The sequence below is a fragment of the Nocardia sp. NPDC003693 genome, from assembly GCF_053981095.1.
The window spans coordinates 55812-76105 of record NZ_JBSFNO010000001.1; the positions used below are offsets into that span (position 1 = coordinate 55812).

At 69.0% G+C, this 20294-nt stretch carries 20 protein-coding genes; 9 read left to right on the plus strand and 11 right to left on the minus strand.

Annotated features, from left to right (window positions below):
• Positions 1 to 95 precede the first annotated feature (95 nt).
• Together ACWDOP_RS00335 and ACWDOP_RS00340 are read left to right on the plus strand one after the other, a co-directional pair.
• Positions 96 to 512, plus strand: coding sequence for a hypothetical protein (locus ACWDOP_RS00335; protein WP_456343189.1), 417 nt, complete (start codon positions 96 to 98; stop codon positions 510 to 512).
• Entirely contained in the window at positions 509 to 2479 is a 1971-nt protein-coding gene (locus tag ACWDOP_RS00340; RefSeq protein ID WP_456343190.1) for a relaxase/mobilization nuclease domain-containing protein, read from the plus strand. The genes ACWDOP_RS00335 and ACWDOP_RS00340 overlap by 4 nt, the downstream gene beginning before the upstream one ends.
• Positions 2480 to 2501: 22 nt before the next feature.
• Here ACWDOP_RS00340 and ACWDOP_RS00345 read toward each other — a convergent pair whose 3' ends face one another.
• Entirely contained in the window at positions 2502 to 2708 is a 207-nt protein-coding gene (locus ACWDOP_RS00345; protein WP_456343191.1) for a hypothetical protein, read from the minus strand.
• Positions 2709 to 2980: 272 nt separating this feature from the next.
• Between ACWDOP_RS00345 and ACWDOP_RS00350 the strand changes: the two genes are divergently transcribed.
• Genes ACWDOP_RS00350 through ACWDOP_RS00360 form a run of 3 tightly spaced genes read left to right on the plus strand, consistent with a single transcriptional unit; the run spans position 2981 to position 4087 of the window.
• Complete coding sequence (locus tag ACWDOP_RS00350) at positions 2981 to 3325, plus strand: hypothetical protein (protein WP_456343192.1); 345 nt, start codon at positions 2981 to 2983, stop codon at positions 3323 to 3325.
• Positions 3322 to 3789 carry a MerR family transcriptional regulator gene (locus tag ACWDOP_RS00355; RefSeq protein WP_456343193.1) on the plus strand — a complete coding sequence of 156 codons (468 nt, stop codon included), beginning with the start codon at positions 3322 to 3324 and terminating at the stop codon, positions 3787 to 3789. The genes ACWDOP_RS00350 and ACWDOP_RS00355 overlap by 4 nt, the downstream gene beginning before the upstream one ends.
• A complete protein-coding gene (locus ACWDOP_RS00360; protein WP_456343194.1) occupies positions 3779 to 4087 on the plus strand; it encodes a hypothetical protein in 309 nt (102 codons plus the stop codon). Before ACWDOP_RS00355 ends, ACWDOP_RS00360 begins: the two co-directional genes overlap by 11 nt.
• A gap of 17 nt (positions 4088 to 4104) precedes the next feature.
• Here ACWDOP_RS00360 and ACWDOP_RS00365 read toward each other — a convergent pair whose 3' ends face one another.
• From ACWDOP_RS00365 to mobF, 3 genes are all read right to left on the minus strand, one after another.
• Complete coding sequence (locus ACWDOP_RS00365; protein ID WP_456343195.1) at positions 4105 to 5046, minus strand: bile acid:sodium symporter; 942 nt, start codon at positions 5044 to 5046, stop codon at positions 4105 to 4107.
• A gap of 97 nt (positions 5047 to 5143) precedes the next feature.
• Positions 5144 to 5572 (minus strand): MerR family transcriptional regulator, encoded by a 429-nt coding sequence (locus tag ACWDOP_RS00370; RefSeq protein ID WP_456343196.1) that lies wholly within the window; start codon positions 5570 to 5572, stop codon positions 5144 to 5146.
• Positions 5573 to 5877: 305 nt separating this feature from the next.
• On the minus strand, positions 5878 to 10572 hold the full coding sequence (gene mobF / locus ACWDOP_RS00375) for a MobF family relaxase (protein ID WP_456343197.1): 4695 nt from the start codon (positions 10570 to 10572) through the stop codon (positions 5878 to 5880).
• A 1245-nt stretch (positions 10573 to 11817) separates the two neighbouring features.
• Here mobF and ACWDOP_RS00380 point away from each other — a divergent pair.
• Positions 11818 to 12141 carry a hypothetical protein gene (locus ACWDOP_RS00380; RefSeq protein ID WP_456343198.1) on the plus strand — a complete coding sequence of 108 codons (324 nt, stop codon included), beginning with the start codon at positions 11818 to 11820 and terminating at the stop codon, positions 12139 to 12141.
• 73 nt (positions 12142 to 12214) lie between these two features.
• Here the strand turns inward: ACWDOP_RS00380 and ACWDOP_RS00385 are convergent, their stop codons facing one another.
• The 5 genes from ACWDOP_RS00385 to ACWDOP_RS00405 form a co-directional block, all read right to left on the minus strand.
• Positions 12215 to 13294, minus strand: coding sequence for a hypothetical protein (locus tag ACWDOP_RS00385; RefSeq protein WP_456343199.1), 1080 nt, complete (start codon positions 13292 to 13294; stop codon positions 12215 to 12217).
• Positions 13294 to 13611, minus strand: a complete 318-nt coding sequence (locus tag ACWDOP_RS00390) for a hypothetical protein (protein WP_456343200.1) — start codon at positions 13609 to 13611, stop codon at positions 13294 to 13296. The genes ACWDOP_RS00385 and ACWDOP_RS00390 overlap by 1 nt, the downstream gene beginning before the upstream one ends.
• An 838-nt stretch (positions 13612 to 14449) precedes the next feature.
• Positions 14450 to 14932, minus strand: coding sequence for a hypothetical protein (locus ACWDOP_RS00395; RefSeq protein ID WP_456343201.1), 483 nt, complete (start codon positions 14930 to 14932; stop codon positions 14450 to 14452).
• Between the two features lie 40 nt (positions 14933 to 14972).
• A complete protein-coding gene (locus ACWDOP_RS00400) occupies positions 14973 to 15905 on the minus strand; it encodes a recombinase family protein (RefSeq protein ID WP_456343202.1) in 933 nt (310 codons plus the stop codon).
• Complete coding sequence (locus ACWDOP_RS00405) at positions 15902 to 16273, minus strand: hypothetical protein (protein ID WP_456343203.1); 372 nt, start codon at positions 16271 to 16273, stop codon at positions 15902 to 15904. Before ACWDOP_RS00405 ends, ACWDOP_RS00400 begins: the two co-directional genes overlap by 4 nt.
• 1088 nt (positions 16274 to 17361) lie before the next feature.
• Between ACWDOP_RS00405 and ACWDOP_RS00410 the strand changes: the two genes are divergently transcribed.
• Together ACWDOP_RS00410 and ACWDOP_RS00415 are read left to right on the plus strand one after the other, a co-directional pair.
• Positions 17362 to 17541 carry a hypothetical protein gene (locus ACWDOP_RS00410; protein ID WP_456343204.1) on the plus strand — a complete coding sequence of 60 codons (180 nt, stop codon included), beginning with the start codon at positions 17362 to 17364 and terminating at the stop codon, positions 17539 to 17541.
• 44 nt (positions 17542 to 17585) lie between these two features.
• Positions 17586 to 18059, plus strand: a complete 474-nt coding sequence (locus ACWDOP_RS00415; protein WP_456343205.1) for a hypothetical protein — start codon at positions 17586 to 17588, stop codon at positions 18057 to 18059.
• Positions 18060 to 18258: 199 nt separating this feature from the next.
• Here ACWDOP_RS00415 and ACWDOP_RS00420 read toward each other — a convergent pair whose 3' ends face one another.
• Positions 18259 to 18651, minus strand: coding sequence for a ubiquitin-like domain-containing protein (locus tag ACWDOP_RS00420; protein WP_456343206.1), 393 nt, complete (start codon positions 18649 to 18651; stop codon positions 18259 to 18261).
• A gap of 523 nt (positions 18652 to 19174) precedes the next feature.
• Between ACWDOP_RS00420 and ACWDOP_RS00425 the strand changes: the two genes are divergently transcribed.
• Positions 19175 to 19708, plus strand: a complete 534-nt coding sequence (locus tag ACWDOP_RS00425; protein ID WP_456343207.1) for a hypothetical protein — start codon at positions 19175 to 19177, stop codon at positions 19706 to 19708.
• Positions 19709 to 19879: 171 nt separating this feature from the next.
• Here the strand turns inward: ACWDOP_RS00425 and ACWDOP_RS00430 are convergent, their stop codons facing one another.
• A complete protein-coding gene (locus ACWDOP_RS00430) occupies positions 19880 to 20164 on the minus strand; it encodes a hypothetical protein (RefSeq protein ID WP_456343208.1) in 285 nt (94 codons plus the stop codon).
• Between the last annotated feature and the right edge of the window lie 130 nt (positions 20165 to 20294).

The window sequence follows — 20294 nt, forward strand, 5'->3', positions numbered from 1 at the left end:
AGGGGCAGATCGTGGGTGGGGAATCGCGGAGCGCGCGGGCCGGGATCGAACGATCGCGGGCCAGGAACGTGGCCGGGGGCCGACCCCACCGCCACGTGCTCAAGCTGTCCGACGCCGAGGAGGCCGAGCTGTCCGCGCGCGCCGCGGCGGCCGGCGGGATCTCGATCCAGCGGCTGCTGGTCGAGCGGGAGCTGGAGCGCGCGGCGCCCGCGCGGGGGGATGCGGATACCGCGCGGGAGTTGATGGATCTGCAGACCCAGGTGTTGCGGGCGTGGAACAACCTGAATCAGTTGACGCGGTACGCGCATCAGCAGCGGGAGTTGCCCGAGCGGATCGAGGAGGCGGTGCGGGCGGCGACGCGGGCGGCGGTGATGACCGAGACGGCGGCTCGGTGGGTGATGGGGTTGGGTCCGGTGGTGGCGGAGGCGGCGTTGCCGCCGGCGGTGGAGGTGGATGAGGGTCCGGAGGATTGGTTGGAGGATCTGGACGCGGGCCCGGGGGATTTCGCGTGATTCCCAAGGTGCACAAGGCCGCCTCGATGCGGCGGTTGATGCGCTATCTGGCCGGGAAGGGCAAGGCGGACGAGCACACGAACCAGCGGGTGCTGGCGGGGGATCTGGTGACCCGGTCGGTGTATCTCGGGCGCCTGGATGTGGATCGGGCGGTGGAGATCGCGCGTCTGCTCGATTCCCCGCGCCAGTTGCTGCGCCGTGGGGAGCCGGTGCTGGCGGTGAGCCATCGCAAGGCCAAGGCGTTGATGGCCGAGGGTGTGCCGCGGGCGGAGGCGTTCGCGGCGGCGACTTCGGAGGAGAACACCTGGCACTGCTCGCTGTCCCTGGCTGCCGGGGAGGGGCAGCTCGATGACGAGAAGTGGGCGGCGATCGCGTACGACTTCATGGCCGAGATGGGTTTCACCCAGCGTGAGGACGAGGTGCCCGATGCGCGGTGGGCGGCGGTGCATCACGGGCTCTCGCGCAAGGGCAACGACCACATCCACCTGGCGGTGGGCGCGGTGCGTCCGGACGGGTCGCTGATCGACACCTACCGCGACCAGGTGCGGGCGCAGGCCGCGTGCCGGGCGCTGGAGCACAAGTACGGGCTGCGGGTGCTGGCAGGGCGGGAGGATGGCGGCACCGAACGCGGGACCAGCCAGGCCGAGCGCGCGCGCAAGGAACGCACCGGGGCGCCGGAGACCGAGAGCGAAGCGCTGCGCCGGCGGGTCCGTGCGACCGCGATGACCGCGAGCAGCGAGGCCGACTGGCTGCGCCAGCTGCGCGCGGCCGGGGTCGTGGTGCGCCCGCGCTTTGCCCAGGGTGGCACCGAGGAAGTGACTGGGTACGCGGTGCGCCTGCCCGCGGCGGCGGGATCGGGCGAGAAGTCGATCTGGTACTCCGGTGGGCGCCTGGCCAAGGACCTGACCCTGTCCGCGCTGCGCGACTGGGCACCGTGGGAGTCCGGGCCGCGTGCGGACGCCGACGCCCTCGCGGAGTGGAAGCGCGGCCTGGGCACCGGTGGCGAGCCCCGGCGTGGTGCCGAAGCGCGGGATCCGGCCGCGCAGGCGCAGGTGATCGAGCAGTTGGGGCAGTGGTCGCGGTATATGCGCACGATCCCGGTCGAGGACCGGGCGGCGTGGGCGCAGGCGGCGAGCCAGTCTGCGGGGGCGGTCGCGGCGTTGAGTGTGCGCACCGAGGTCCGGCCCGGGCCGCTGGATCAGCTCTCGCGCCAGCTCGCGCGCGCCGGGCAGCAGCCCGCGCACCAGCGCGGGACCCCGGGCACGCACGGGACCCGGTTGCGGGCGGTGTCACTGATGCTGTGGTCGATGCAATCGGAACAGGCGGGCAGCGTCGCGCTGGCGACCGCGCTGGTGGAATGCCTGCTCGAGTTCCGGCGGATGCTCGATGCGAGCGACCGCGCGCACGCGGCCGCGGCGATGGCCTCGCAGGCGCGGCGCGTGCTGACCGAGGTCCACATGCGTGCCGACGGCATCGACCCGGCGATCGCGTACCGGCGCGAGGCCGGGTCCCCGGCCTGGGCGGCGGCGGTCCGCGCCGCGGTGGTGGTCGACGGCCTGGACCGCGACCACCACGAGCGAGAGATCGCCAAGGCTCGCGATGCGTGGGACAAGCACCGCCGGCATCAGCGTGCGTTCGGGTTCGAGGGCGAGGAGTACGACGAGAAGGGCCGGATCCTGAGCACACCCACCCCGCCGTCGGCGGCCGCGGCGCCACTCACGCCGCCCGCAGGACACCAGCGCACCAGTCGAGTGGATCCGAGCCGGTTCGGGTGGACGCGGCAGATGCGCCCCGGGGCGTGGGCGGCCCAGCGCGACGCCAGCGAGGACATCAACCTGCACCCCGTCGACGAGCCGCCGACGAGCGAAGGGAAGCCCAGATCCGAACCCCGCGATACCGGGCAGGACCGGGCACCGTATCGGGCACCCGACCCCGGACGCGACCGCGATCACGGTCACGGCCGGTGACGCCCGCGGCCATCAGCGGGGGTCAGAAGATGATGACCAGCACCACCAGCGCCAGGAACCCGAGCGCGAGCAGCAACACGAACACGAACGGCGCGACGGCCTCGATCTCGCTGTTCATCGGGTAGACCAGCGGCCGCGTCGGACGGTTGGACGTGCGCGGAAACGGGCACGTCGGCGAGGGATGCCACTCGGACAAACAATCCGGATTCAGACAGAGATACTGCTGCATCCCGCTACCCCCTTCTAGGCACGAACTCAGTATCAGGGAACCGGCCGACAGCATCGAGCCGGTTCCGAGAACCGACGCGTAGCAGGGCCCCGGAGCCCGGTGGCAAGCCAGCGGAGCTGGCGCGGCAGCCCTCCCCGCAGGGTCTACGCGCCGGCGCGGAAGAGGGGGTTCCTGTAGTAGCCGCGCGGAAAACAACGGATATGGCGCTGCTCGCCGCATCGGGTGATCTGGGGGTTGCATCCTGTACCGGGGTACAGGCTTACCGTGGATTCATGATGATTTCACCAGCTCAGGGCGACTGGGTGCCGGATGCATGCACCCTGCCGACCGTGGAGCAGCCGATCCGGGTCGCCGAGTTCGACCAGTTCTTCACCACCTCGGCCCGCGGTATCCGCCGGCCGGATCCGGCCCGTCTGGAGGTGGTCGTGGACCCGGCCGCTCAGGCCCTGGCCAGGGAGTTGGCCGGGCGTGAGAGCAGCTGCTGCTCGTTCTTCTCCTTCGAGTTCACCACCACCGCGGAGGGCGTGGTGATGACGGTCGGTGTGCCACCGGCGTACGTGGATGTCCTGGACGCCTTCGCCACCCGCGCGCAGGCCGCGATCGGCACCGGCCGGTGAGCGGGTTGCGGACCAGCGAGCTCGCGGCCGCGGCCGGGGTGAACACCCAGACCCTGCGCTACTACGAACGCCGGGGCCTGCTCGCCGAACCGGATCGGACCTTGGGCGGGCATCGGGTGTATCCACCCGATTCGGTGACGGTGCTGCGGGTGATCAAGGCCGCCCAACGCCTCGGGTTCACCCTCGAGGAGGTCGCAGACCTGCTCGAAGGCACCCGCGTCGGCGGCCGTCGGCGCGCCGACGCCGGGTTGCGGGCGCGGGTGGGGGTGAAGTTGGCCGAGGTCGATGCCAAGCTCGCCGAACTCCACGCGGTCCGCGACACCCTGGCCGCCGCGTTGGCCGCGGGATGCGAGGACCTGCTGGCGTGTAGCCAATCCCCGTGCTGCCCTGTCCCGTTCGATCCCGACCCGAGCACCAGCACCGGTGACTCGGACGACTGTGAGGGAGGCCGTTGTGGCTGCTGAGACCAAGACTCGGCGCTGGTGGGCCTCGATCGGGGCAGGGGCGCTGCTGTGCCTGGGCTGTTGCGCGGTCCCGCTGCTCATCGCCGCCGGTGTGCTGGGCGGGGGCACGCTGCTGGTGAGCCTGTCGTGGCTCGAACCACTCGGATTCGCCCTGATCGGGCTCGGCGTGGTGGGGTTGATCTGGTCCCGGTGGCGGGCCCGGACCCGTGGCTGCGGGGATGGCTGCGCCTCCACGACGGCATCCGACGAGCAGGGCACCCCGGCCAGGGCCTGCGGGTGCGCGAGCACCGCGGCCTGACCTATCCCGGAAGCCGTTCAGCGGGTAGGGATCAGGCGGGGGACGAGGCGGATGTAGGCGACCATGCCGATCACCTCGACCAGGGTTTGGGTGACCACGACGACCGCGGCGACCGCGAGCGCGTCGGGCAGTGCCAGGGCCAGGGGCAGTACGACCAGGGAGTTGCGGGTCGCGCCGGAGAACACGATCGCGCGCGCATCAGCGGCATCGAGGCCGAACAGTCGCGCGACCGCTTTCCCTGCGAAGGCCATCACCACCAGAAACACCACGTAGAACGGCACCACCGCGGCGACCTGGCCCAGATCCTCACCGATCTTCGGCACCTGCGAGGCCACGACGGTGATCAGGACCGCGGCCATCAACGGCACCATCGCCATGCTCACCGCGCCCGCGACCCGCCGCCCGGACTCGGCGCGCGCGGCCCACGCTTGGGTGAGCCAGGCCAGGGTGAGCGGGATGACGATCAGCACGATGAACGCGTGCAGGAACGGCCCGGCCTCGACGACCTCGGCCAGATCCTCACCCAGGAACAGCAGCAGGAACACCGGCAGCAGCACCATTTGGGCGATCAGCAGCAGCGGGGTGGCCGCCAGCAGCCGGGTGCTCGCGCCGCCGGCGAGCCCGGAGAAGACGATGACGTAGTCCACGCACGGGGTCAGCAGCACCAGCAGCACCCCGACCCGGACCGCGGTCTCCGCCGGCAGGAACACGAACATCGCCACGACCACCAGCGGGACCACCACGAAATTCACCACCAGCGCCGCACCCAGGAACCGCCCCGCCCGCAACGACCGCCCCAACTGGGAGACCGGGACCTGCAGGAACGTCACATACAGCAGCGCGGCCAGGAACGGGTTGATCAGATGCTCGAGCCGCGGCCCCGCCCCTGGGGCCGCCAACCCAGCCCCGGCGCCGACGGCCAGGGCCGCGAGGTAGATCGCGACTTGGTGGTGTTCCATACGGGCGACCACGCCGGGGGAAGACAAACGAGTACTCCGATCGGTGAAAAAGATTGGCCCGCAGCGGATTCGGCGCGAGCGGTGGACGCCCGAAAAGTCAGGCCGACGCAGGGGTCACCGGGCGGGCGCGGTCGGTCAGGAACGCGCAGTGCGGATCACATGCCTGGCTGCGGTCGGGCAACTCGTTCAGGTGCGCGAGGGCCTGGTGCAGGCTCGCGGTGTACGCGGCCAGTTCCGCGGCACGCTGTTCGGCCTCGGCGATCCGCGCGGTGATCATCGGCCGCAGTTCGGCCTTGACCTGCCCGCACGCCCCGGCATCGCGCACACGCAGTAGTTCGGCGATCTCCTCGAGCGAGAGCCCGAGCCGTTTCGCGGTGGCGATGAACGCCAGCCGATCCACCGCATCCTGGTCGTAGAGGCGGTAGCCCGCCGCGGTGCGTTCGGGGATCAGCAGGCCGGTGTCCTCGTAGAACCGCAGCGTGGTCGCCGGCACACCGCTGCGCGCCGCCAGCTGGGAAATCCGCATCATCACCACCCGCCGACCCTAAACCTTCGACCCAACTCGAAGGTCAAACCAGGCCCACCAGCATCAGCGGGCCACCCTGAGGGGAACAGCATCGTGTTCGACCCGCCGCTCGGATACTTCGACACCGAACGTCAGGCCATATCCGTTGTTTTTCGCGCAGCTACTACCGGTACCCCAAAAGCACCCACGGGGGCACCCGCGCCGCGGTCACTACCAACGCGACGCCCACACCACATAGACCTGCGGGAACCCGCCGCAAAAGCACCCAGGCAACCCCACGTCGCCGCGGGAACTGTACCGGGACATCAGATTCCGATGCCCCCGCCACCGATCTCGGGGCCTTGGATCTGCGGGAGGTAGTGGTGGGTTCGGGACATCGCCTGTTCGGCGGCCTGGTGGTCGGTGGCCTGCTCGGGCGGGTGCAGGTGGGCGCGGGCGCGGTCTTCCACGCTGCGGTCCTCGGGGGAGAGGGCGTTGCGGCGCTGGTACTCGTTGTGGGCGGCATCGAGCCTTCGGAGGTCGCGCTCGTGGCGCTGTTCCTGCTGATCGTGCCGGGCTCGGGCGCGAGCATCGGATTCACGGGCCTGCTCGATCGCGGCCAGGCGCGCATCCTGGTCTGCGGCCTGGCCGAGAGTGCGATCCCATTGGGGCTCGGGAACTGTCACCTCGGCGCGGGCGGCCCGGGTGGCGGCGCGGGCGGTGTGCCACTGCTGGTCGAGGGTCTGTTCGTTCTCGCGCAGCCGGGCGATTTCGGTGCCGGCGTCGGCCCGGTCGGCGCGCTGCCACCATCGCGCGGCCTGTTGGTCGCGTTCGTGCGCGGCAATCTCGGCCCGCGTGGTGCGCAGGGCCTGCTCGGCGTCGGCTTCGGCGCGCATGGCGGCGCGGGCGGCGGCGATCGTGGCGGCCTGGGCGTCGAGCTGGGCGTACAGGGCTATGACCGCATCGAGACGGCGGTGTGTGCCGAGGCCGGTGTCCGGGTTGTAGAGGTGGAGCATGCGGTCGGTCCGGGTGGAGGCGGTGAGCTTCGTGATTCGGGTGGCGAGTTCGGCGTCGGTAAGTTGACGCCACCGGTCGGCCTGCACCTGGTGCAGGGCGTGCGTGAACGCTTGCGCGGCAACGTCGTTGCGGTGTTCGTCGAGTTCGGCGGCCAGTCGCCACCGCAGCGCGGCCGCGGGCTGCTCGTCCGGGAGCGGCCGGGCGTCGGCGGCGGCGCGGGTAGCGGTGCCGATATCACGGCCGGCGTCGTAGGCGCGGGCCAGGTCGGCGGCCAGCACCGGCCAATACGGGTCGCCCAGCAGGCGCGGATCCACCTGGCGGGCCAGGGGAGTGAACCGCACGGCGTCGGAGTCGGCGGGCCCGACATGACGTGTCACGCGTCGATCGAGCTGGCGCTGCTCGCGGTGTTCGGCGACCGGATAGCGGTCCGGGCCGGTGGGGCGCCGGTCGTGGTCGCCGATGCCGTGGGCGGCCCGCCAGATCGCCAGCGCGCCGACGAGCTGCTCGTCGGTCTCGACGAACGGTCGCGCCCATCGTGGGGCATCGGTCGCCGTCCAGGTGCGGGTGGTGGTGAAGATGTCCCCGCACAGGTCCCGGATCTGCTGCTCGCGCTCGCGCAGGTGCTGCCCGTACTCGGGGTCGTCGGCGAGCGCGGCGGGGACCGCGGGCAGCCACGGCAGCGGACCGTCGGTGCGCGAATGCGCGCCGGTCGGGTCGATGCGCCAGTCCAGTACGGCGGCCGGGTCGGCGGCGGTGTCGAGCTGGCGGGCGCCGACGGCGCCGGTTAGGACTTCGATCGGATCGCGGCCGTGCATGGCCAGGGTCGAAAGGTGCTGGCGCAGAACCGGATACGCCGGAGCGTCGGTCAGCTCGGGCACCAGCCGTTCGGCGGCCGCGTCCAGGCGCGCGGTGAAGTCCGCGCCCAGGCGTTCGGTGGTGACCGCGCCGAGCGCGTCGACGTAGGCGTCGACCACACCGGCGAGGCGGGTGCGGGGGTCGGCGTCGAGGCGCGCCTGGCCGGTCGCGGACAGTGCCGAGCCGTCGCGGCCCAGGATGTCGGTGAGCACATCGATGGCGGTGGGTGGGTGGATCGCGGCCTCGGTGTACAGGCTCGCCTCGGATCCGTCGCCGGCGGTGCACACGTAGGCGTAGTTCCCGGCGCGCCCGCGGGTGAGCATCACGTACGCCTGGTTGCGGGTTTCGCGGCCGGTCAGCACGCCGTGGCAGGTGTCCACGGTCAGACCTTGGGCGGTGTCGATCGTGCACGCGTACCCGAGCGTGGTCGACTCGGCGACGTAGTTCGCGGGCAGGCGGACCAAGCGTCCGGAGTCCAGGTGCGCGGCGGTGATCGCGCCGTCGTCGTGGACTTCGCGCACGCTCCACCGGTAGCCGTTGCGCACGTGATCGGTCTTCGAGATCCGCAGCCGGTAGTCGTTGCGGCGGGTGCAGATCAGATCACCGACCGAGGCGTGAAGTCCGTCCGCGAGCGCGACTTCCGATCCAGTCGGCCCGTCGGCGGCGGCGAGGCGGGCGGTACGGGCGCGGGCGTTGAGGTCGGCGACCAGGTCGCGGGTGCCCGCGAGCAGGATCGAGTCCAGGCCGGTCGCGGTGTCGGCGGCCCACGCGCGGAATGCGGCCTCGGTGACCGCGCCGAGTGTGCCGACCTGCACGCGGGAGTTGTCGGTGTAGAAGGCGATGGCGGCCGGATCGCCGTCGCGCAGAGCGAGACTGGCCGCGCGTTCGGCCGGATCGGCGAACCGCATCACCTGCGAGAGTGTGACCGCGCCGGAGTGGGCGACGATATCGCGGATGACACCGCCGGCCGCGACCGCGGCCAGCTGGCGGTCGTCACCGATCGCCCGCACACTCGCCCCCTGCTGCAGGAGCCAGTCCACGGCCGCGTCGAGTTTGAGGGTGGAGGCTTTGGCGGCCTCGTCCACGATCACGAGCGTGCCCGCGTCGATGGACCGCACCCACGCCGGGGCATCGGCGGCGGCCAGGCGCCCGGAGTCGATGCGGGCCAGGACGTCGACGAGTTTGTCGATGGTCGCGGTCTCGACCCCGATCTCCTCGCCCAGTACCGCGGCCGCCGCGGCGGTCGGGGCCAGGCCCAGCACGTTGCCGCCCTCGGCGGTCCAGGCCCGGGACAGGACCTGCATCGCGGTGGTCTTGCCAGTGCCGGCCGGGGCGATCGCCACCTGCAGGCGCGCCCCCGAGGTCGCGAACTCGGTGACCAGGGCCGCCTGGCCCGGGTTGAGTTGGCGGCCTTGGTTGTTCGCCGCGTATTCCACCAGTGCCACCTCGACCGCACGCGGATCCAGGACGCGGCCGTCGCGCAGGCCGGCGGCCGCGATGAGCCGGGATTCGGCGGCCACGATCTGCGGCGAGGTGTACAACATCGCGCCCGCGGTGCTGTACACGCTGGCGCCGTCCGAGCGCAGCAGCACCCCGGAGCCGGGGGCGAGCTCGAGCTCGGCGCGCGGAATCGAATACGGCGGGTACAGCGCGGTATCGACGAGCTCTCGGACCAGGTGCTCCCACCGGTCGGGAGCGGCAGTGCCGCGCAGGGCGCGTTCGGCTTCCGCACGCAGGTGATGGGCCTGCCACGTCGCGCGGGCCTCGGCCATCGTGGCCACCATCCGCGCCGCGGTGGCCTCGATCCACGCCCGGTCGATCACCGCGCGGGCCGGGATCCGCTGTCCCAGCGCGGTATCAACCATGGCGTGCACGGCGGGTTCGCCGCCCAGCACCGCGGCGGCCTCGGCGCGCCAGTCGGTGCGCTGCTCGGCGCGCGAACGCGCGGCGTGCTTGCCGGTGCGGGTGGCCAGGGTGGCCTCCTGCGAGAGTTTGAGGCGCTCGACCGGGGTCGGCTCGCGCCCGTGATCGGCCTGGAACTTCGTGGTCAACCGCGCCAGATCCGCGGTGATCCGGCCCGCGCGTTTGGACCATTCGGCACACAGCGCGGCGTTCACGCCGACGATCTCGCGGACCGGCCGGCGGCCCGCGTCGCGGCCGTGCTCGGCGAACACCAGCCCGAGTGCCTGCTCGAGGTGCTGCTCCAGGCGCGTGTTGTACAGCTCGGACGCGGCCACGGTGTGCCGGTAGATCATGCGCCCGTCCAAGCACCCCCACTCGCCATCGAGGCGGCGGACCTTGTTCGAAATCACCACGTGCGTATGCAGATCCGGATCCCCGGCACGCGAATCGCGGTGGTCGAACGCGGTCGCGATCAGCCCCTCGACCTCGACCTGGCGGACACTGTGCCGGCCGACCCGGGTGTAGGCGGCGTGGGTTCCCAGGTAGTCCAAGGCGTCGCGGATCGCGGCATGGTGCGCGGCCTCGACCGCTTCGCTGACCTCACGCGGGGCCACCGCCCAAAGCACGGACACCGACTTCACGGGGGAGAAGGTGAGGTCGTATCCGGCCACGGCCTTGGTCGCCGGCCGCGAGGACTTGGCCACCCACCCGGACAGTTCGCGCTCGTTCAACGGCGCGCGCCCGGTCTCGGTCTCGAACATCCGTAGGGCGACTTCGGTGCGGATCCGGGCACGCTCTTCGTCGGGAACCGACGCCGATTCGGGGCGGCCGTGCTCGGTGTTCCAGGTCGAGAACGCCTTCGCGCACTCGTGCCGGTAGCTGCCCGCGGCGACGGCGTACGCGCCGAACGGACGCCCGAGTGTCGCCTGCGCGAGGGCATACCGGATGGCGTCCTTGGGCTTGGCGCCCACGGCGATCTGCTCGGCGATATGGGCGTCGATGATCGCGTCGGCGTTCGGGTGCAGGCCTTCGCCGAACAGCGCGCGCATCTGCGCTTCGGACACCGGATCCCGGTCGGCCAGGCCCAGGGACGTGAGTCCGGGTCCGAGCCAGATGCCGGGGGATTCGCCGCGCTCGGTGTAGTAGTCCCCGAGCGCCTGGCGGCCGCGCTCGTCCGCGTCGTGCGTGGCGATATTGCGGACGTAGTACTCGTACCCGTCGCCCGCGGAGAGCTTCGCCAGGCTCATCACACCACCCACGCTACGCCCGCTCCGATCATGCGTGATCGAATCGTTACCTAGGGAGCAAGAGGTGTGAGGCTCGAATTACTGGTAGCGGGCGGCGGTAGTTGGATCTGATTGGCAGGTGGGGGAACCGATCGGGTGGGGGCTGCGTCGAATCGGACGTAGAGGCAACGCGACCCCGGTTAGAGTCATCGGCTATGAGTCGTAGGCGGGCGGGGAGGCGCGGTCGCGACGGGTACCGCCTTCACCCGACCCGATTCGGACATTTCGGCGCGGTTCGAGTGTTGCTGGTGGCCGACGGTCAATCCGTTTTCGAGGTCCTGGAGGTCGAGGGCGACCGGGCGACCGTGCAATCCGTGGACGCCGACGCCTCCGGGCGCTACCCGTACCTCGCCCGCGTCGCCGACCTCGTCCCCGCGAATTCGTGGAACCGGAAATGGATCCATCATTTGCGATCGGAACCGCGTTCGCGAATGGAACCATCATTTGCGATCGGAACGCATCCCGGAAATGGAGAATTCATTAATTCATGCGTTCTGCTGTAGACTGATCCCCGTGAGAATTTTTCAGGAAATGCTGTGGCTCCGGATGCAGCCGGAGCCACAGCACGGGACTGGTTAGAGCCAGCCCCACTCCTGCGCTTTTCTTACACACCCGAGAAGAAGGTTCAGCGCGGTGGCCACAGTGTAGAGCGATCTACCTGTGGCCTTCGTTCGTTCCAGCAGCTTTCGCCTGGTCGGAGCGGTAGGGCGGGAGTGCTTGCCCACGGTGATCGGGACCTTCCCGTCGGGTCGTTTCCTCCCTGCGGGAGGATTGATCCGCCCGACGAAAGGAAGCTTACGGGTTCGAATGCGTTCGCGGCGAATTCACCCGAACCCAGAAATCCAACGCTTCATTTGGCATGTTTCCCGAATGGGAATAGCTGGCTCCGAAAGAAGCACGTGGGAGCGCTGACGGTTGTTATCCAGAGCCTGCGCGAGCCGAAAATTGTGATATGAGACACACCATGGAATTTGCGAAATATGCCCGAATTCGGTGATGAACCCGACTCCTCACCCGCGCTGCCATCGTCGCCGCCCACAGGTGAGCGCCGTGGGCCCCCGCGACCGGCTCGACGCCGAAGACCTCACCGATGTCGAGGACGAGGAGCTCGCCGCCCGGTCGGCCCGAATCCGCTGTCCGGCCAACGCAATTCGAGCGTTTCGAGGCAGGTTCAGGTGCGATGCTGGATGTCGGGAGGCAATCAGCATGGACAGCACGACCCCGCTCAAGAAGCTCTTCGACGAGTTCACGGACGATCTCAAGCACGCTACGACACCCACTCGCGACGCCCTGGAGGAGTTCGAACGGCAGCTTGTGCTTCTCGATCAGCGGCGGCTCGCGGCTCCCCCGCACGAGCGCGCTGAGCTGGACCAGGCCAGTGTCGCGGCACGCGACTGGCTGAGCAAGGCTCGCGAGGAATTGGAGCACCCCACGATCCTGAGCCCGCCCGCCCGGGAGCTCAACGCCTTCGCGCGAGCCCACCCGGAGCGGGGCGTCCCGGATATGCAGTGGGGCGGGTTCGAACGGTAACCACCCTGGCGTGCGAGAAATGGCTGCTGCCCCAGACCGAATCGGTCTGGGGCAGCAGCATCTTCGGATCCGGTCAGCCTGCCCGGTAACGGTTCGCTTCCAGCGTCTGGACGACCTTGCCCAGCGCGATCACGGCGGCGACGATGCCGACCATCACGCCCAGGCGCAGGGGTGCCCCGGCCAGGGTGACTGCCAACGTGGCGAAACCACCGACCAGCACGCTTGCCATGGCACCGTAAGGCGCGACCGCCGCGATGCGTGGCATAGGAGGTTCCGGAGTGCCGTTGAACCAGGCCACGAGCGCCGACGGGGCCCTGCGGAATACCGGTGCCAGATGCCGGGCCGACTCCATCCACGCCGGCGCCGCGGCGAAGGTCAGCAGCGCGATCGCCGCGCAGCTGACCAGATCGGTGACCGGCGGGAAGGCCAGCGCGAACGCGACCGTGCTCGCCCAGAGTGACCAGGTTGCCCTCCAGCGCGAGCGCCCCAGGCGCGGCAGGGTCTCGATGCTCTTCAACAGCGCGAACACCGCCATGGCCGCGATGACGGGTGTGAACTCCAAGGTGCCCGTCGTCGTGGTGGTGCTGAACGGTCCGACGTGCACATGCTGCAGCACCAGCAGGCCCAGGGCGGCGACCAGCAAGACCGTGGCTCGATCGACGCCCCAGTACCCGCCGTACTCGTAGGCCCGCCGACGCCGGGTGGACTTGAAAGTCTCGCTCTTCTCGTCACCGGTGGATGCCGCGCCGTCGCCGTCGCCGTCGCCGTCGGCGGCGGCGGCGTTGTTGGAGTGCTCGGCCTTGTATCCGGTGACGATCTGCAGCAGCGTGCCCTCGGCTTGCGGGACCGGTCCTTCGGCCTCCTCTTCGGTGAGCAGGTCCCAGTGCCGAAGAACGGCTTCGACTTGGTCGGGGCCGAGCCGGCAGCCCTCGGCGAACCGCTCTACCTGACCCCGGGATTTGGGCAAGGTGTCATTGTCCGCCTGGATGAATCTGTAGGCCGTGGATCTCGGCATGCGCGCGAAGGCGGCGATCTGCCCGGCGGTCCGGCCGGATCCGGCGTGCATCTCGCGCATCATCTTCATGAAGGCGGCGCTGTCGCGCACCACCGAGGGCACCGTGAAGGGCACGGCGTCCTCGGGCATGCCGGGCATCACTGCTCGTCCCCGGGCCGCGGAGTGCCCAGGCGCCGCCCGATTTCACGGACGAGCGCGCCTGGCATGCTGGCCGGCATGACCAGGATCACGAGCGCGCCGATGGTCAGCACGCCGTGGCGGGTGGCATCCCACGGGGAGAAGCCGTGCAGGATCTGCAGCCAGATGAAGACCAGACCGGCGAGCACGAGAACCGTTCCCTGCCAGGACACCCCGGCCCCGTGCGGGACGGGAGGCGGCGGCGTGGCCGGATTCGGTTCGGTGCCTGCGGGCTGCGGGAGTGGGGGATGTGGATCGATGAGCCGTCGTTTGAACAACGGGAATACCTCCGGAAAGGGGGCCCGGGCGGGGACGGCACGAAGCCGCCCCCGCCAGGGCCGTGACACAGCCGAGCACCCTTGTGACAAGTTTGCTTTTCGAAACCCGTTCTCCTATTTGGTCTTCAGAGATCGGGCTGACCGAGTACGGACTCGGTCCGGCATCCCCTATCTTGCCCTGGAACCAGGCGAACCTCTAGCGACTGCTGTCCAGCAAGATCGCACTGCCACAACGCATCCGGCGCCCCGGGAGGCGGCCGACCATGGCCGAATTGTGCCGTGAAGTGCTGCTTCCAGCGCAGAAGTAGATCTTGGAGAAGACCAAAAGCCGTGCACAGCAAGGCAACACGCCAAAGCGCCCTGAGTACGCCGTGCGGCGTGCCCAGTGTCCAACGTAGGTGTCCAACGGGACGGTGATCCGTGGCCGCTTGGAGTCGGCCATTCCCCGCCGGAGCAGGCTGTTCTGGCATTCGCGCAGTTCAGACCGCGTTGGACAGTCCTGGCGAACTACTACTGGACACTATCGGTGCCCTACAGTGGAGATCAGGCGAAAAGTAGTAGCGGAATGCCAACCGTTCTCGCCGACCCAGACCCCCGGATGCAACTGACACAGCTGAGCACCCGGGTGATGGCTTCCGTTGGTCCGGAACCCATCGACACTGATGCCTCAGATCGACTGCCGATCTGAGGCATCAGTCGTTCAGACCGAACCCTCACCGGTCCCGCAGCCTGCTCACCGGCGACGCCTTGCCCGCAGAGCACGGTCCCCTTGGCCAGCTTCTCCCCACCGTACGAGCAATCAACCCTGTGTACGGGCGTACCGGCCACGATGCCGAGATCAGACTGACGCCCAGACCCGGGCGCCAGCGTGGTCGGCGGCCAGGTGCAGGAACGCGATCACCGCGCCGGTGTTCTCGCCCAGGTCCGGGCAGCCCGCTCGCTCCCATACCCGTACCGCGGCGCGGCATTCGGGCACGGTGATCCACCAGCCGCAGTCCCACATGTCGAGGGAGGGCCGCGTGAGCTTGTGCAGCGCGATGCCGCGCACACCGTGGGTATCGCGGAACGCCACCGCTACCTGCGCGGGCATGATGTCGGTGACCGGGTCGTAGAAGTCCGGGTCGGCCGGCGGGATCGGTTTCGTGGGCATCGTGCCCATGCCGATCCGTTCCATCGCCTTCACCTGGTCCGGGGCGATGGACACGATCAGCTCGTCCATCGCGGGCCCGGGGACGCCGGGGTCGACGCCGATCGGGTCGCCGTGCAGGTCGACCACACGCAGGTCGACGGGCCAGGGCGCGGGCGGGATCTCGGCCGTCATCTGGATCTTCGCTCTCTATCTCTCGGATTGCCGCTCGTGGTCAGAGCGGAAGGTATTCGCGGAGCTTGCCCTTCACATGGGCACGCCGGTCTCCCAGATTCACAGGCAGAGTGGGGAGTTGGCGGGCGACCTCGAGTTCGGTCAGGGGCGCGGTGACCGGGACATCGCAGTAGCCGCGGTCATCGACATGCCAGCTCCCGTCCGGATCGATGGCGCGGATCCGGGTGACCACACCGTCGACGACGTAGACGATCGCCTGCAGGTGCCGGCGGCGCGCCTCGGCGACCGGCCACCACTTGCGATCGGCCTCCAGTTGCACCGCCTCGGACGCGCGGGTCTCGCCGTACCGGCGGTTGCCGTCGGAGTCGACCTTGGCCTTGGAATTGCGGTACACGACCAGCGCGCAGTCGGTGTACGGCGCGGCCAACCGCCGGTACAGGGTGGAGCGCCCGACGCCGAACATGGCGGCGATCTGGTCCACGGTGTGGGTGTCCTCGTCGTACATGCGCTGGGCGGCGTCGAGCTGGTCCTGCGACAGCGCGGCCGGGCGCCCGCCGACGCGGCCGCGGGCCTTGGCCGCCGCGAGTCCGTCGAGGGTGCCCTCGACGATGAGTTCGCGGTCGTACTCGGCGAGCGCGGCCAGGAAGTGGAAGATCAGGCGCCCGCCCGGGGTGGAGGTGTCGATGCCCTGCTCGAGGACGACGAAGTCGACCTCCTGCTCGCCGAAGTGCCGCACCAGTTCGAGGAGGTGCGCGTGTGAGCGGCCGATGCGGCGCAGGCGGGTCACCACCACCTGATCGCCCTTGCCCAGCCGTGCGAGGAGCGCGTCGAGCTGGGGGCGGGAGGCGAGCTTGCCGGAGATCTTCTCCACGAACAGGTGCTCGTCGTCGACGCCGGCCGCGCGCAGCGCGTCGAGCTGGTGGTCGGTGGACTGATCGCGGGTCGAGACGCGGGCGTACCCGTACCGGGTCAAGACAGCTCCTCCTGCTCGATGGTCGGCGCCAGGTAACGCCACTGGATCCGGGTCACCGTGCTGTCCGGGGTGCAGCCGCGGTGAGTGCCGCAGAAGAACTCGACGAACTCGCTCGGGCTCATGTCCGGGAAGCCCTCGGCCGCAACCTCGTCCGGGGTGATCGTGTCCAGGCGCACCTGGCCGACCGCGACGACCTCCACCTCGACGATGCGCACGAGCGGCTCGACGGTGCCGTCGCGGCGCTTGCGGCCCATCACCTTGCGGCACAAGGTGAGCCGCTCCCCCGCGCGCAGGTTCCGCCATCCCATCCGCCGGGTGACCGACTTGGCGCGGGCGCGCACCTGCTCCTCGGTCAGCGATACGGCCATCAATCTCGACACAATGAGTCTCCCAACGAGACGAGCATGGTTTCTGAAACATTGAATTCAGGAACCAGTTACGAGACTCATCCTAGCTGGGATGGCCGGTTTCGGTGGGATGGTTCCCGAAAACGATCGTTTTAGAGACAGCAGGGTGTCGAGATGCCATGTCATTTCAAGAGAACTCATGACCGTGAAACTGTCCCGGCACGATCGAGCAGCATGATGCTCACCGGACGGCCCGGACACGGCCCCGAAGGAGCGGCGTCCGGGCCGCGTGGTTCGGCTCGATGCGCCTCAACCTCGCCCCGGGCAGGCGCGTGCCCGATGATCGGCGGGGAGTCTGGGCCGCCGATCACAGGCAGAAGGGGAGTACACCCACACCGGGAGCGAGGGCGTCGATGCCCTCTCCGAACCCGCGCCGGCGCTGACCCCACGCCGACACCCTCCAGTGTGAAACCCTCTGTCCCACAGCAACAGTCGGATACGAACGAACGGCACGAACTGGCACATCGACATGACCAGGCGTGCCACCCGAACCTGAAACAGCCTGTTCGCGAACACCTTCGTCGTCCAGACGCGCTCGGATTGCTGATCACATCAGCACCCGGCGGCCTACGGGTAGATCGTGCCGGAAGTCCACACGCGGGCCGCGCCCAGAGCCCCCGCCGTGGACCGCGTTGTCGCTGGTAGGTGCCCGGCTATCAGGTAGCCACCGGACACGCGGGCGGTCCAAGCGCCTGACCGAGTGTGCCAAGGAGACCGGTTTCCCTGTGTCGACGGTGAGTTCGATCTACCCTGGCTGCGGGCATTGCCGACCATCGAACCCCTGCCCGGCGAATCCGCCGAGTACCCGGCTATCACCGGGCAGACGATGAGCGGGAATGATCGGGCCCGCACCGCCCAAGTGCGGCACCCGAAGACCGGCCTGCAACCGGCCCCCGGGCTCTACCGGCGATATCCATCGGCGGGCGTGGGGGATTCGCTTCGCCGTGACAGCCGACCCCGTGCCCGTCGATGGCGCGTTCAACATATTCACGCGAACCTCACCGACCGCACGCTCTCGGACGGGGGTTCCCCGGCCTGGGTGGGTGGAGATGACCGCAGTACCGAACACCAGCACCGGCGCGCTGCGCCTGCTGGTACAGATCCTGGATCGCTACGACACCCTCGAGGAGTTCCTTCGTCATCTGCGCGCCGGTATGGAAGCGCCCACCGAAGAACTTCCCCGCCAGCCTCCACAGAACGCCGACGGCCGTCACGCGCTGCGTGGCTGACCGAGGCCGGTCCTTGACCGCATGTCTCTCGAAAGGTTCCTGCAGTGCACCTGCGTGGACGACCCCACCGCCTGGACCACCTCGTCGCACCGGTCATCCTGGGCACACTCGCGGCAGTGATCGGCACGGGCGCGGGATGGCTGGCCCGCGACGCCCGCGCCACCGAACCGGCCGAACCGGCGAACCCTGCCATCGAACACACGGTGCGTGAGTTCATCGCCGCTTTCAACGATGGCGACCCGCACCGCCTCGAAGCCTTGACCTGCGGCATCCTCGAACAGCGACTGCGGGAACAACGCGAAGACGCCCCGGACAGGCCCTCCTGGACCGCATCGACGCACATGACGGTCTCCGATCTGCACGCCACAGCGGTGGACGGCCGGCGCGCGATGATCCTGGGGCGCGTGGAGTTGCCCGGTAGCGGCAGCGACATCCACCGCAACGGATCCACGGTGGTCTTCGGATTGGAGAACACCGACCGCTGGCGGCTGTGCTGGTATACCCAGGTACCGGAGTGACCCGCCGATCGCGACACCAGCGCTCGGCAAGCGGCGCAGGCACCCGAAAGCTCCCGAACGGACAGGGCCGAGGTGAAGTGACCGCGCGAGTCCGGCTCCCGGTCTCAGCGTGGGCACCCACCACCGTGGAACGGTCCCACGCGCCCATCGCCCCAGCCGGCACGCGGCAGTGGTGCGTGCCGGCGGGGGCGAGATCGGGTCAGGTGCGCAGGACCAGATGCACGGTCGCGCCGTCGGTGATGCCCAAGGTGGAGAGTTTGGCGGCAGGGTCGGCGAGTTCTTTGCCGTTGAATACTAGGAGCTGCTGTTCGACCGCGGTTCCGTCCTTGTCCCGCACGGCCTTCTTGAGGTCGGCCACGGTCGCGTCGGCGGCGATGGTGATGGCGGTCGTCTTGCCGGTGAGTGTCTTCACGGTCAGCGAGATCTGCGCGGCGACTTGATGCAGGTGCGAATCCACGGGGTTCGCCGGGGTGAGGTGTGGGGCCGCGGCGGCACTGAGGCCACCGGCGGAGATCAGTGTCAGGGCCGCGGCGCCCGCGGCGGCCGCCAGGCGCAAGCTGTTCATCCGGTGCGCACTCTCGAATATGGGCATCGTGCTCCAATCCTCGTGAGGGAACGGTGTCAGGACACAAGGCGCCACCACACACGGCGTAGCACCTACCAACGATGGCGAGACTACGACTACACGGACCACGGAATCGGACATAGCCGACAGGCGACCAGTGCCACGCTGGCGACAATTCGTGCCAGCGTCGAACGGGAGAACAACATCACCGGGTACGCGAGACGGACACACACCCGGACCCTCACCGGCACCAGCCCCCACGCCGGCGCCCCTAGTCTGAAACACGCTGCACCGCAGCCGATACCGGACGGTAAAAGGCTGTTCACGAACATCTTCGACGACCGGTGAGCGCTGGCCGGAAATCAGCCGGGGTTCGAGCTCTATGGCCCTCCACCCTGAAGCCGAACGAGTTCTCGGAAGCGATCGTTTTAGAGACAGATGTCGGCGAATTCCGACACCACACCTGAAGCCGACTTCGAACATCCGCAGAAATAGCGTCTTCGCATGAGACCTTGGGGCAACGCTCCAACCTGATGAGGAAGGCTTCGCTGTGGCAACACACAAGACCAAGATCAACTCGCAAGCTATTCGTAAGTTGATGCGCGACTTCCAGAAAGAGGTCGATAAGCACCCTGTGCAGGTTCCGCTGCAGATGAGCTCCACCGGCGTCTATCCGACCTCCGCCAGCGTGACCAACTACAACGGTCCCGTGGTCACGGTCAACGGAGATCATGCCCAGCTGGCCTGGAGCAACAATCAGGTGAACCAGGGGCAGGCTCGCGAGGAGCAGCAGATCGCGCCCGGCTTCGAACAACTGGCGGCGACCCTCACCGAGCTGCTCGCCAGTCTGCCCGCTCTCGCTCTCGCGCAGCAGGACAGCGACGAAGTCCGCGAGAACGTAGAAGTGGTGTTGGCCGAGGTGGTGAACGATGAGCCGAACCCGGGAATCATCAAGCGCGCCCTGACGATGATCAAAGGCCTGCTATCACCGGTAGCCACCAGCGTGTCCCAGGCTGTCGGTGAAGAAAGCGCTCAGATCGCGCGAGAGGCCATCCAGGCGCTGGGAGAAGCCGCACCCTTCTAAGTCGACTACAAGCCGCGAATCCGATGCATCACGGTCGGTATTCGGGTGTACCAAGTTGATACGCCTGGTTCCGTTAGGTGTTCAGAGTCTGAACACCTCCACCGGGGTGCGAGGTGTTTCGAGTCGAAACACCTGCACCACTCTCGGATGAGGGATCACCCGGACGCGGGGTCAGCGTTCCCGTCGGCGATCGCGCGATGGGGGATCACCAGGGCGCGGGGCGTCGAGCACAGTGGGGTGGTCGACAGCGTAGATGCGGCGTTCGAGGATCCGGAACGCGATCCTGCTGAAGGTATCGAGGGTGGTACGGCGAGTGCCCGCGGGGACTTTCAGGCGGGCCTGGTCGAGGATGTCGAGTTCGCGGCGTAGCGAGCGGCGCTGGTCGAGCGAGGTCCTGTGGTCGATCAGGTTCGCGCGGTCGGTGAACTCGATGAACTCTTCTTCCAGGCTTGGCATCCGTGCTTCCCTTCGGGATCGAACATCGGACTGTTCAGAGTCTGAACACCCGGTGCGGTTCAGAGCAAGCACAATGTGGCCCGTCGTCCCAGCCCGCCGCTCGGGTGGTCGCCATGGCCAGCGGTGAGCA